Genomic DNA, 13,560 nt, shown 5'->3' with positions numbered 1-13,560 from the left:
TGAGAATCTCGAAAAGATCCCCAATTGAAATAAACATCTTAACATCAACTACCGAATATTATTAAAAATACTCCGGCTGCTACTGCAGATCCTATTACTCCGGCAACATTCGGTCCCATGGCATGCATTAATAAGAAGTTGGTAGGATTATATTTTCTACCTTCAACTTGAGCTACACGTGCAGCCATAGGTACTGCAGATACACCTGCTGATCCGATAAGCGGATTTATTTTTCCGCCGGTTACATAATATAGAACCTTTCCGAATAATATTCCTCCAACTGTTGCAAATGCAAATGCAACAAGTCCAAGGCATATAATTATTATAGTTTTAAGACTTAAAAATATCTCTCCGTTTGCAGTTGCTCCGACTGTTGTTCCAAGCATTATTGTAACAATGTTCATAAGAGCATTTTGTGCTGTATCTGAAAGTCTTTCAGTAACTCCGGATTCCTTAAATAAATTACCAAGCATAAGCATACCAAGAAGTGGTGCTACTGAAGGTAATAACAAAGCTGTAAATAATATTACAACTACCGGGAAAACTACTTTTTCTGTCTTAGAAACTTTTCTAAGAGCTACCATTTTTGTTTCACGTTCTTTTTGAGTGGTAAGAGCCTTCATAATTGGCGGTTGAATTAACGGTATAAGTGCCATATATGAATAAGCTGCTACTGCTATAGGAGCCAATAACTCCGGTGCCAAATTATTTGTAACATAAATTGCAGTAGGACCGTCCGCTCCTCCGATAATAGCTATTGATGCTGCCTCTTGAGGTGTAAACTTTCCTGAAGCTATAGCTATTATAAATGCAATATAAATTCCAAATTGTGCTGCTGAACCCAATAATAATGAAATAGGATTTGCAATAAGAGGACCGAAGTCTGTCATTGCACCTACACCCATAAATATTAGGCATGGGAATAAATTAGATTTAACTCCACCGTAAATAATTCTCAATACCCCTTGAGTATACCAAGGATCAGCCTCTCTCATAAGATTTGCCTCAGGTAAATTTGCAAGCATCATACCAAAAGCAATAGGCAATAATAGAAGAGGTTCAAAACCCTTTCTAATAGCAAGATATAATAATACGAAGGATATTAGAATCATTACCCCTTGTTGCCAAGTCATGTGAGCAAAGCCCGACTCAGCTAAAATACCTGATAATGCTTCGAAAAAAATCACTTTAACTCCTCCTAAATTACTTAACTTCTGCTATAAGTGCATCTGTATCAACTGTTTGTCCTGTTGTAACTTTTATAGAAACTGTACCGTCACATGGTGCTACTATTTCATTTTCCATCTTCATCGCTTCAAGAATTACTATAACTTCTCCGGCTTTAACTTGTGAGCCATCTGCTGCTACTATTTTCCAAATATTTCCAGGCATTGGTGCTAAAACTTGCTCTCCACCTGTTGATGCTGCTTTAGGTGCCGGTGCCGGTTCTGCCTTAGGTGCCGGTGCTGCAGGTGCAGGAGTAGGTGCTGCCTGTTGTACAGGTGCAGATACCGGTGCTGGCGCCGGTGCGCCAAAATCTGCCATAGTAAGTGATTTACTTGCGCCTGATACTTTTTCCACTTCTACTTCAAAAACTTTTCCGTCTACTTTTACTTGATACTTCATTTTAATTATTCTCCCCTTCATAATTATTTCTTTTCATTTATAGATACTATCTTAAATTTGTCTACTGACTGTCTCATTTCAGCACTCACTGCAGCAATTATTGCAGCAACTAATGCCTTATCAGTTTTATCTTCAGCAACCTTCACAGGTGCCGGACTCGGAGCACTCGCAGGCTTATTCTCTTCTTTCACTACAGAATTTACTACTGATGAAATTATTTTTACGAATAAAGCTATTGAAATTAGAGCCAAGAAAACTATCGAAAATCCTGTTAAAGCTACTTGAAAGGCTTCTCCGATAGTCATACTAGTTCCTTGCCACATTATTACACCTCCTCAAATTTCATAATGTAGAATGAATTCCAACTTATTTTCATTATATCAAAACAAAAATATAATATCAATCACTTTAAAGCTAATAAAAAATTTTTTTAAGCAGTTTTTTCCTGTTTATTTCGCTATAAAACTCAATTGCTAAAGCACTTCAATTACACAATATAATCCCTCTCTATTATAATTAAAAATTATAATTCCCCTTAGAACTCTTAAAAATTTATTTATCTTATTTTTCCGCTTACAAAAATCATATTCTTTATCCGCCATATGATTTCACATAAACTATATTTCAATAAATGGTTTCCTAAACTTAGCTCACTTAATAAAAAATTTATCGTCATAAATCTTCAAAACAATCTCTCCCTTATAATACCATCAACTTTCTATATTTAATCCCGAAAGTCCACTTAACTGCTTCAAAATATAATCTAAATATTCATCACCCGAACTCATATGGCATCTCTTTTCTTTTTTCATTATACTATACATATGGTAGACTTTAATGCTTAAAGCCTTTATAATTATTGAAGGAGGTAATAAAATGAAAAAAATATTAGTTTTATCACTATTTCTTTGCACTTTGATTGCAAAGAACGTATATGCACAAGTATTACCGACAGATCAAAAAGTTACTTTTGATAACAATGAGGTTAAACTTGAGGCCTATAATATTGATGGAAATAATTATTTCAAACTCAGAGATATTGCAGCAATACTCAATAACTCTAAAGTTCAATTTAATATTGAATATAATGAAGAAAAGAAAATAATTGAAATATCAAGAGATAAAAGCTATACTAAACTCAGTTCGGATTTAACCACAACTGAAAATAAAAATCTTGATGCAAAAAAATCCACACAAAATATTACAATTGATGGGAACGAAATTTATTATGACGGATACAATATAAACGGAAATAATTTTTTCAAACTGAGAGATCTTGGACAAACAATCGGATTTTATGTAGATTATGATGAAAAAGAAGACACCGTTATAATTAAATCTGAAAAAATTGAACCTACAGATTTAATACAGAGAGAAAAAATTGAAATAAAAGCAATAGCAACAGATATTATTTCCAATTCTAAATCAATAAAAATATCAGATATAAAATCCTTAAAAATTGAAGATTTTACATCTATTGCAAAATCAATTGTATTTCTTGTAAATGGAGAAAAACAAGTCTCTGCAAAAGCTATCTATGAAGCATCAAACAATTCTGTAGTATTAAAACCGGTTCACTTAAAATATGACGGAAAATTTGTTATTTCTCCAATTTTAAAAATTGAACAAGGTGAAAAATCAGAATTTATGACACTTAAATCAAATGAAATCAATTTAGATGAAATTTTAAAATCTGTTGATAAAAAGAAAAAATTCAAATTGATTTTAGGTTTTTATGAAGATGAAAATAAAAATTCAAATTTTAAAAGTCTATCTGCTATTGAATTTAAAAACTAATGGGTAAATATTATTAGGAGGTATATAGAATGAAAGTTACAAAAGATACAATAATAGGCGAACTTCTTGCAAATAAGCCTGAATCTATCGGAACTCTTATGAGTTTTGGAATGGGTTGTGTAATGTGCCCTGCAAGCCAAATGGAATCTCTTGAAGAGGCGGCTCTTGTCCATGGATTAAATGTCGACTTATTGGTAGAAGCGCTTAATACACAAGAACAACCTGAATAAAATACTCCCTTTCGGGAGTTTTTTTATTTTCAATTTTATATTTTTAAATTTTGGATATGTAATTTTAAATAATTCAAATTTTTTATTAAAATATTTTTATAATTTATTTTGCTCAAGATTTTAAAAATAATCAACTGAAATTTATCATCCTCGATAATTCAACTTAAATTTTAAACAATAAAAAAGATAGTGTACTTTATTTATCAGTTCACTATCTTTTTAGTTTGACAATTCCATCCAACGATATCTTTTTGGTTCTATCACTGTTCTATCTACTCCTGTTCATTTATTTTCTTATAGTTTTTTATTATCCATGCTATAAGATTATTTTAATATTTTTATAATTATGAGTCTTTATACAACTCATTTTATTTAACGTTCTTACATTAACTTAACGTTCAACTTTTCTTGATTTGTAAGTATATTTCTTTAACTTTTTTACCTAAAATCTGTTGCCCATTGAATTTTAGAAAGCTTACAGTCCTATACTATACAAGATGTTTTTTCACATCATATTATATTATATAACTTAACATCTATATTAACACCCTATTGGTGATTTCTTAAAAGTTGGATAGAATTGTCAAGTTTCATCCCAAGAATTTATATTGTTTTATCTTGGTATTGTTATTATACCCTAAAGTGATACTTTTGTAAACACCTTTTTTAAAAAATTTTTAATTTTTTTGAAAATTTTTTTATTTATGCTAAAATTTAAATGGTGATACTTTGAATAGAAATGATTTTTTTATGAATGAAGCTTTAAAACTCGCAAAAATTTCATATGACAACGGTGATATTCCAATCGGAGCAATTATAGTCTTTAACGACGAGATAATCGGCAGAGGATTTAATAAGAAAGAACTTTTAAAAGATGCCTCAGCTCATGCAGAACTTATCGCAATGAAAGAGGCCTCTAAATTTTTAAACTCCTATCATCTTGAAGATTGTACAATGTATGTAACATTAGAACCTTGTGCAATGTGTGCCGGTGCAATTCTGAATTTCAGGCTTAAAAAAATTTACATCGGAGCTAAAAATGAAAGATTCGGTTGTTGTGGAAGTAAAATAAATTTACTTAACTATAATTTTAACCATACTTGTGAATGTGAATTTGGAATTTTGGAAGACGATTGTAAAAATTTAATATCAAATTTTTTTATAGAGCTTAGAATAAATAAGAGAGGTTAATTAACCTCTCTTATTTATTCTAATTTATCCGACTTCATAACTTCTCTGCTAAGTAACGCGCAAAAAATTCCAAGAACTGCTCCTCCCAATATGTCAGTCGGATAATGTAAATATAAATACATTCTTGAAAATGCCATAAGCGTTGCAAAAACAAATAAAATTCTTCCGTATCTTCTATTGTAAAAGCTCACACTCATTGCACATGCCACAGCGGAAAATGTATGTCCCGATGGAAAAGATGCATCTTTTAAATGCTTCACTATTATTTTTACATTATTGGCATCATATGGTCTAACTCTTCCTATCAACGGCTTTAATATAATATTTCCGAATATTAAACAAAACAAAAGTGAAATTAAAACAGTAAGTCCAATCCGCCTTGTATCTTTTCTTATAAATAAAAACAATCCTATTATAATAAATATTGCTCCTACATTTCCAAGTGTTGATATAAAAATCATAATCTTATCCAAAATCGGATTTCTGATTGTAGAAATCATATCTAAAATTTTAAGCTCCAATAAATTTCACCGCCTTAAAAAATTTTACTTACATTTTATTTTTTTTAGGTATATAATCTTAATCTAAGTTTTCTTTATATTGTAAAATATTATTTAAAAGGAGGCAATATGATTAAAAAAATTATATCTTATTTAAACGAATATAAAATATATTCTTTCTTATCTCCATCTTGTGTAATCGTCGAAGTATTTATGGATATTGCCATTCCGTATCTAATGAGTTTAATAATTGACAGAGGAATCACATTAGGTTCCAAAGAAGATTTATTTAAGATGGGATTTTTATTGATACTATGCGTAATTATAGCTCTGTTTTCCGGAATACTCTCCGGTTACTTTGCAACCAAAGCATCATCAGGTCTTGCAAAAAATTTAAGATATGCAATGTTTAAAAAAATACAAAGCTATTCATTTGAAGATATAGACAGTTTCTCAAAAGGCTCTTTAGTAACAAGGATGACAACCGATGTTCAAAATGTTCAAATTGCATTTCAAATGAGCATAAGGCTTGCAATAAGAGCTCCATTAATGCTCATCTTTTCTTTTTTAATGAGTCTTAGAATAAATAGATCTCTATCTTTAAATTTTCTATTAATCTTCCCGATACTAATCATCGGCATCTACTTTATAATTTCAAAAGCATTTCCAATATTTGAAATTATATTTAAAACCTATGATAAACTAAATACTATTGTTTCCGAAAACTTACTCGGCATAAGAGTTGTAAAAAGCTTTGACAGAGAAAATCATGAAAGCGAAAAATTTAAAAGTACTTCAAAAAAATTATTTAATAATTATTCCAAGGTTTCTAAACTGATAGCCCTATCAGCTCCTCTTATGCAATTTTCGGTTTATTTTCTTACAATTTTTATTGCATGGATTGGAACAAAATTTATAGTTGCAGGTAATCTTACAACAGGACAACTGTTAAGCCTTATAACCTACTCTTTTCAGATTCAAATTTCTTTAATGCTGATGTCTATGGTACTTGTAAATTTAATTATTTCAAGAAACAGTACCGGGAGAATCGTAGAAGTTTTAAATAAAAATCCTTCTCTGACATCAGATAAAAATGGAATAACTGTGATTTCAGATGGAAGTATTAATTTTGAAAATGTAAATTTCTCTTACTTTAAAAACGAAAATAAACTAAGTCTTAAAAATATAAATTTATCTATAAAATCCGGAGATAACGTAGGTATTATCGGAGCAACAGGTTCTTCTAAAACAACTCTCGTATCCTTAATTCCAAGGTTGTATGACACATTATCGGGTAGTGTTAAAATCGGAGGAATTGATGTGAGAAAATACAATTTAAAGTCACTAAGAGACAGCATTTCAATTGTTTTGCAAAAAAATCAGTTGTTTACCGGAACTGTCCTTGAAAATTTAAAATGGGGAAATGAAAATGCAAGCATCGATGAGGTAATAAATGCTGCAAAAATTGCACAGGCTCATGACTTCATCATGGAAGATAAGGACGGATATGACAGAAAAGTCGAAAGAGGCGGAACAAACTTCTCCGGCGGTCAACGTCAAAGACTTTGCATTGCAAGGGCTCTATTAAAAAATCCAAAAGTTTTAATTTTAGATGACTCTACATCTGCACTTGATAACTCAACTGAAATTAAATTTGTAGAAGCACTTAAAGCTACAAACCCCGAACTTACAAAAATAACTATATCGCAAAGAATAAATTCTCTTGCAAATTGTAACTATATAATAGTAATGGATAACGGAGAAATAAATGCAGTAGGCACTCATGACGAGCTTATCAGAACAAATAAAATCTATCATGAAATTGCCCAAACCCAAAACAGAGGAGGCGAGCTTAATGAACAAAAATAAAAATTCAAAAATAACTTCCTCTGAAAACTTAAGTTCAATTAAAAGACTGCTTTCCTATGTTTTTAAAAAATATAAGCTTAAATTTTTTATAGTCATAACTTTAGTCTTGTTATCATCATCAGTCGGTGTAGTATCTTCTATATTTCTAAAAATACTAATTGATAACTATATAACACCCATGCTTTCTACTCCAAACCCGAGCTTTACGCCGCTTATTCTTATGATATCAAAGTTTGCGGCTATTTACTTGGCCGGAGTTATTTCGACAATTATATACTCGAGAATGATGGTTACAATTTCAGAAAATATATTAAAGACAATACGTGATGAATTATTCGAGCACATGGAAAAACTGCCCATCGCTTATTTTGACACGCACTCTCACGGTGATATAATGAGTCGCTATACAAATGATGCGCAAGCTATGCAACAAATGCTCACAAATACTCTACCTGAATTTTTCTCATCTGCTATTACAATAATTGCCGTTACAATTGCAATGCTAATATCTTCGCCTATGCTGAGCATAGTTGTAGCAATATGCATGGTATTACTTCTAAAAGTTATGAACTCTGTAGGAGGAAAATCTTCAACCTACTTTTTAAAACAGCAACAATCCCTCGGTCTTCAAAACGGATTTATCGAAGAAACAATTAACGGACAAAAGATAATAAAAGTATTTTCACACGAAAAAAATATTGTAGATGATTTTGAAAAAATAAACAACGAACTTGCAGAAAATACAATGCTTGCAAACAGATACTCTCTAATATTAATCCCCATAGTGTTTAATATAGGCAATCTTCAGTATGCTTTTATAGCAATTGTCGGCGGTCTTTTTGCACTAAATAATATGTTTGGAATAACAGTCGGAACTATTGCCGCATTTCTCGAACTGTCCAGAGCATTTTCGGGTCCGATGCGAAATATTTCTCAAGAGATGAACCAATTGATTATGTCACTTGCCGGAGCAAGAAGAATTTTCAGTTTACTTGATGAGAAAGAAGAAAATGATGCCGGTTATATTGAACTTGTAAGAGTTCGTAAAAACTCCGACGGCTCACTTATTCAATGTGAAGAACGAACCGGACATTGGGCATGGAAAGACAGTACAAACGAAAACTCACCTCTCATCGAATTAATGGGAGATATAAAATTTGAAAATGTAAGTTTTTCATACGACGGCAAAACCGATGTTCTTCACAATATTTCACTATATGCCCATCCCGGTCAAAAAATTGCCCTTGTAGGTGAAACCGGTGCAGGAAAAACCACAATTACAAATTTGATAAACAGATTCTATGAAATCCAATCAGGCTCTATAACCTATGACGGAATTGACATCAAAAAAATTAAAAAGAAAGACTTAAGACGCTCACTCGGTATGGTACTTCAAGATACACATCTATTTACAGGAAGTATTAACTACAATCTAAGCTATGGAAGAGAAAACGTAAGTGAAAATGAAATAGTAGAAGCTGCTAAAAAAGTTCAGGCACACAATTTTATATCACTCCTTGAAGACGGATATAACACCATAATTTCCGGTACAGACTCCGATCTCTCACAGGGTCAAATGCAGCTGCTTTCTATTGCAAGAGCGGAAATTTATAATCCTCCCGTACTGATTTTGGACGAGGCTACATCTTCAATTGACTCTCGTACGGAAATGTTGGTTCAACAGTCAATGGACGAAGTTATGAAGGGCAGAACTACATTTGTAATAGCACACAGACTTTCAACTGTTAAAAATTCAGATGTAATAATAGTATTGTCAAAGGGAAAAATTATAGAAAGAGGAAGTCATGATGAGTTGCTTGCACTTAAAGGAACCTATTACAAATTATATACGGAGGGATTTGAAGATAAAGAATGACATCGAAAGATGTCTTTTTTATTTGACTTATTTGAATATATTTTTTAAAATTAAACCTGAGGAGATACTATGAATAGAGAAATTTTGAACAATTTTAAAAAAGTTTTTATATATATCTTGATATATGTATGCTTTTCCGCAATAATAATATACTTTAACTTAAACAGAAGATATTTAATATTTAATGTAGGTCTTTCACTAATTCCATATATAATAAGTACCTTCTGTGTAAATCATAAAAATAAAGTTTTTTTATGCTTTATAGGATTAGTTATAACAACAATATTCTATCCAAACGCAATCTATATGTTCACAGACCTTATACACATAAAGACTCATGAATACTATGTATTTTCAGGCGGAAATGTAAATTATATCCAGGACTATACTCACTGGATAAAGCTGAGTTGTGATACAGTAATGGTGGTTTTATCACTTGTACTCAGCTTTGAAAGTTTTGTAAACATACTAAAAATTTTAAGATGCTACGGCTATAAAATTGCAAGTTTTATACTACTTATGCTATATTCCGGAATTTGCGGAATAGCCGTTTATATCGGAAGATTTTTAAGATTCAACTCTTGGGATATACTTCAAATCAGAGATATTACGACAAGTATACTAAGCAGTGCTACAGAAAACGACTATATGCTTATAGGTATTTTTGCAATAGTACATTTTGTAATAATACTGATGTTTTTTAATTTAAAAAACAACTAACTTGGAGATCATTATGGAAAAAATTTTTAAAAAATCTAAAATTATAACCGTATTATTAATTTTAATTTTTCTCACCGGCTGCAATGAAATGTCAAAACAAAATATGGCAATACAAACAGCGGATGAAAAATTTGAAAATGAGATGTTGCTAAAAATGTGTAAACAACTTTCGCATGAAATAAAATTTTTTAAAATTAAAGTACCGGAAAATGCCAAATCTTGGGAATTGTATTTTAATGTGTATAAAAATGGAGAATTGAGAAAAGAAATCGGTCTTTCCAATAATATCATAGAACATTCCAAATACTTTTCAGTGGGAACAGGATTTTATCATGATAAAATAATTTTTGTAGAAACAACAGATACAAATAATTCCGATACTTTCTCCGTAACAACCACAAATCTTGATGATATTCTTGTTTTTCCAGAAGAATATACTTCAAGTGCAAGCGCTTTTCAAAATGATATAAAAACCTTGGAACTAAATAGACCTATTATACTCGGAATGAGACAATATACTCAATCTTCCGACATGAGAGTTAATAATCTTACAACATACCTTGACGAATATAACTTCAAAAATGACGATACTTATATAATAGCTACACTTGAATTTAAAGATACAATTCTTAATTAGGAGGTCATATGAAAAAATATACAGGATACTTTGCATCTCACTTTTTCAACGCAGCAACTTTTGAATGGACTGAAAGAGTTGCATCAATAATTGAAAGAGAAACGGGAATAGACTTATATGTTCCCCAAAGAAATGCAGAAATTAATGATAAGAAAAATAATGACGATATTATAAATGACATTGCAATCTCAAAAGCTGATACAGCAGAACTTAAAAATGCAAATATCTTAATTGCTTGCCTTGACGGACTTACAATTGACGATGGTGTGGCAGCTGAAATCATGGCTCACGGTATTATAAATGAAATTGAAGAAGAATACGGAATAAACAAAAACTTTCCTCGAATAATTATAGGACTTATTACCGATATGAGATACATGGGCACCGGAGAAAATAAACTATACAGAAACTTAATGATTATAGGTAAAGTAAAAGAACACGGTCATTTAGTTATAGGATATCCCGGAGATGACAGTTACATAGATGAAATTGTAGACATAATAAAAAACTTTATAAACAAAGAGTAACACTTAGACGGAAAAAACCTTCCGTCTGTTTTTATGTCCTTTTTTTGTGCCATCTTTTGTGCTATTCTTATCTCAATAATACAATTAGGAGGATAGTATGTTCAGTATTACCCACGCCCAATCAAAAAAACTTTTAATTATTTATATCTTAAAAATTTTAAGAAAGTATTCTGATGAAGAACACAAATTGAGCCAAAAAGATATATTAGATTTATTAAAAAAAGAATATGGAATGAATGTTGAGCGAAAAGCGATAAAGAGAAATCTAATGGATCTGATAGAATGTGAATTTGATATAGAATATGAAGCGTTTCCAAGAAAAGTTAAAAATGACTTTGGAGAAGAATCTGAAAATTACATACTTACAAATTTTTATATAAACTCAGAATTTACAGACAGCGAAATAAGATTTTTAATCAACTCTACTTTATACTCCAAGGCTATACCTCAAAAACAAAAACAACAATTAATTTCTAAACTTGAAAATTTATCCAATAAATATTTTAAAAGTCATGTTAAATATTTAAACAATACCTCAAACACAATTCCTACAAATCAAAATGTATTTTTAAATATAGAAATTATAGATGAAGCAATTTCAAAAAATCTTAAAATATCTTTTAATTATAATGATTATGGTTTGGATAAAAAACTGCACCCTAAAAAAGATGACACAGGAAAAGATAAAGTATATATCATAAACCCTTATCAAACAGTATCAAACAACGGCAGACATTACCTTATAGGTAATTATGACAAATATGATAACATTTCACACTACCGCTTAGACAGAATAACAAACATCAAAATCTTAAAAGAAACTGCAAAATCAAAGACGACGATAAAAAATCACAATGATATTTATGATCTTTCAAAATATATTTCAAAAAGCATATACATGTTTTCAGGAAATATAATAAATGTTTCATTTACAACAAAACCTGACTTGATAAATGATATTTTAGATTGGTTCGGAGATGACGTAACTTTTAAAGAACTTCAACATGATGAAATTTCCGTAACCGTAAAAGCAAATGAAATTGCAATAAAAATGTGGATTATGCAATATATCAATCATATAAAAGTAACTCATCCGCAAGAATTAATAGAGTCTATAAAAGCCGATTTAAAATCAGCTTTAAATAAATATAAATAAGGAGGCATATATGTCAGAAAAAAATATTTTAAATGTACATACTTAGAAACTGTTTAATTTTATAAAATTATAGTTAATGATACAACAATTAAAGAGGTGATAATCTTGGATAAATATGAAATTTTTTATAACAACTTAAGAATTATTTATGAAAAATATAAAATATTACAGTCCTATAATTCTGATTTCAATATTTTTAAGACTATAGCAAAACCGGCAGATGAGGTAAATTTACACTCAGCTTTTATATACAGCTTACTAAATGACAAAAAATATAAGTTGGAATTTTTTAAAAGCTTTTTAAAAACAATAAATATGGATTATGACGAAATAAATACCTTATGTGTAGAAAAAGAAAAATCTACAGAATATGGAAGAATCGATATTTTTATTGACTATTCAGAAAAAAATATAATAGTTATTGAAAATAAAATTTATGCCGGTGATCAAGAAAAACAGTTGGATAGATATGAAAAATACTGTAAAAAATTTTCCGGAAAACCAAAATACAAAATAATATATCTAACTCTTGACGGACATGAGCCAAGCACAGACAGCTGCTCAAACAAAGACAATTTAATTTGTATATCTTATAAAAATGAAATTATTAACTGGATAGAAAATTGCATAAAAATAACAGCATTAGAACCTAAATTGAGAGAAGTGCTTTTACAATACAAAGAATTACTTATAGAACTATCAGAAGGGAGTAACGATTATACAATGGAAGTTAAAGATTATATTTTAGAATCTGCAGATAATTTTTTTATAGCAGAAGAAACCAAAAAAGCATTTGAAGAAATTAAATTTGATCTTCGATTACGCTATTGGAAAAAATTGGAAGAAAAATTGAAAGATATTTTAAAAGAATTTAATTTGAACGTTGAAGATATTAAACGTGATAAATTAGGTTCTCCTAACCAATGGTATTCCGTGAAAAATGCTTCCAACGATTATGGATTAATATATCTTATAAGAGAAATACCTAATATCGGAAAAATATATCTAAAAATTGCAAAAGATGGTGATGAGTTAATTTTCGGAATAAGAAAAGGAATTACGGAAGAAAATGAAGAAAATATCTATGATTCCAACGGTAAATCTTCTTTCAAATCAAAATTAAAAGAATTTTTCGGCAACAAACTAAAAGGTGGATCGTCGTGGTTATTTTATGAAAGATTACAATTAAAATCTAAACCAATTAATCCAAAAAATTGGAGCCGTGAATTAGTTGAAACTTTATATGATGAAAACAAATTAGAATCTCTAATATCTCAACATGTAGAAGAGATATCCAAACTTATAAAGTTAATAGTTGAATTCAAAGAATAATTTTAATACACTCTAAATATTACAAAAGTATTTTTCAATATTTATTTATGCAATTTCAGTGTGTATTGCTGTTGATACAACAATATCAAAACTCGGCTG

At 29.9% G+C, this 13,560-nt stretch carries 14 protein-coding genes; 10 read left to right on the top strand and 4 right to left on the bottom strand.

Annotated elements, in window-relative coordinates:
- Positions 1-44: 44 nt before the first annotated feature.
- The 3 genes from M915_RS06690 to M915_RS06680 all read right to left on the bottom strand — a co-directional run bounded on the left by M915_RS06690 (position 45) and on the right by M915_RS06680 (position 1,949).
- A complete protein-coding gene (locus tag M915_RS06690; protein ID WP_115737035.1) occupies positions 45-1,133 on the bottom strand; it encodes a sodium ion-translocating decarboxylase subunit beta in 1,089 nt (362 codons plus the stop codon).
- 70 nt (positions 1,134-1,203) lie between these two features.
- Positions 1,204-1,626, bottom strand: a complete 423-nt coding sequence (locus M915_RS06685; protein WP_036730509.1) for a biotin/lipoyl-containing protein — start codon at positions 1,624-1,626, stop codon at positions 1,204-1,206.
- Positions 1,627-1,649: 23 nt separating this feature from the next.
- Positions 1,650-1,949 carry an OadG family protein gene (locus tag M915_RS06680; RefSeq protein WP_009221680.1) on the bottom strand — a complete coding sequence of 100 codons (300 nt, stop codon included), beginning with the start codon at positions 1,947-1,949 and terminating at the stop codon, positions 1,650-1,652.
- A 553-nt stretch (positions 1,950-2,502) separates the two neighbouring features.
- On the opposite strand from M915_RS06680, the gene M915_RS06675 reads away from it, so the two are divergent.
- The 3 genes from M915_RS06675 (at position 2,503) to M915_RS06665 (ending at position 4,844) form a co-directional block, all read left to right on the top strand.
- Positions 2,503-3,423, top strand: a complete 921-nt coding sequence (locus M915_RS06675; RefSeq protein ID WP_036730508.1) for a stalk domain-containing protein — start codon at positions 2,503-2,505, stop codon at positions 3,421-3,423.
- A gap of 29 nt (positions 3,424-3,452) precedes the next feature.
- Positions 3,453-3,653 (top strand): DUF1858 domain-containing protein, encoded by a 201-nt coding sequence (locus tag M915_RS06670; protein ID WP_009221677.1) that lies wholly within the window; start codon positions 3,453-3,455, stop codon positions 3,651-3,653.
- A 729-nt stretch (positions 3,654-4,382) separates the two neighbouring features.
- On the top strand, positions 4,383-4,844 hold the full coding sequence (locus M915_RS06665) for a nucleoside deaminase (RefSeq protein WP_009221676.1): 462 nt from the start codon (positions 4,383-4,385) through the stop codon (positions 4,842-4,844).
- Positions 4,845-4,858: 14 nt separating this feature from the next.
- Here the strand turns inward: M915_RS06665 and M915_RS06660 are convergent, their stop codons facing one another.
- Positions 4,859-5,365 carry a phosphatase PAP2 family protein gene (locus M915_RS06660; protein WP_051259814.1) on the bottom strand — a complete coding sequence of 169 codons (507 nt, stop codon included), beginning with the start codon at positions 5,363-5,365 and terminating at the stop codon, positions 4,859-4,861.
- A gap of 108 nt (positions 5,366-5,473) precedes the next feature.
- Between M915_RS06660 and M915_RS06655 the strand changes: the two genes are divergently transcribed.
- The 7 genes from M915_RS06655 (at position 5,474) to M915_RS06625 (ending at position 13,461) form a co-directional block, all read left to right on the top strand.
- Complete coding sequence (locus M915_RS06655) at positions 5,474-7,213, top strand: ABC transporter ATP-binding protein (RefSeq protein WP_036730506.1); 1,740 nt, start codon at positions 5,474-5,476, stop codon at positions 7,211-7,213.
- Complete coding sequence (locus M915_RS06650) at positions 7,200-9,089, top strand: ABC transporter ATP-binding protein (protein WP_036730504.1); 1,890 nt, start codon at positions 7,200-7,202, stop codon at positions 9,087-9,089. Before M915_RS06655 ends, M915_RS06650 begins: the two co-directional genes overlap by 14 nt.
- 69 nt (positions 9,090-9,158) lie before the next feature.
- Positions 9,159-9,809, top strand: a complete 651-nt coding sequence (locus tag M915_RS06645) for a DUF1361 domain-containing protein (RefSeq protein ID WP_036730502.1) — start codon at positions 9,159-9,161, stop codon at positions 9,807-9,809.
- A 13-nt stretch (positions 9,810-9,822) separates the two neighbouring features.
- Positions 9,823-10,446 carry a hypothetical protein gene (locus tag M915_RS06640; RefSeq protein WP_036730500.1) on the top strand — a complete coding sequence of 208 codons (624 nt, stop codon included), beginning with the start codon at positions 9,823-9,825 and terminating at the stop codon, positions 10,444-10,446.
- An 8-nt stretch (positions 10,447-10,454) separates the two neighbouring features.
- Positions 10,455-10,973, top strand: coding sequence for a nucleoside 2-deoxyribosyltransferase (locus M915_RS06635; RefSeq protein WP_036730495.1), 519 nt, complete (start codon positions 10,455-10,457; stop codon positions 10,971-10,973).
- Between the two features lie 97 nt (positions 10,974-11,070).
- Positions 11,071-12,129: a helix-turn-helix transcriptional regulator gene (locus tag M915_RS06630; protein ID WP_036730494.1), complete on the top strand. Its 1,059-nt coding sequence runs from the start codon at positions 11,071-11,073 to the stop codon at positions 12,127-12,129.
- 105 nt (positions 12,130-12,234) lie between these two features.
- Positions 12,235-13,461, top strand: a complete 1,227-nt coding sequence (locus tag M915_RS06625) for a PDDEXK-like family protein (protein WP_036730493.1) — start codon at positions 12,235-12,237, stop codon at positions 13,459-13,461.
- Positions 13,462-13,560 lie beyond the last annotated feature (99 nt).

This window comes from Peptoniphilus mikwangii (assembly GCF_000468535.1).
Taxonomy (GTDB): domain Bacteria; phylum Bacillota; class Clostridia; order Tissierellales; family Peptoniphilaceae; genus Anaerosphaera; species Anaerosphaera mikwangii.
The sequence above is the reverse complement of the archived record's forward strand: the minus strand, read 5'-3'. Positions and strand labels throughout refer to the sequence as shown.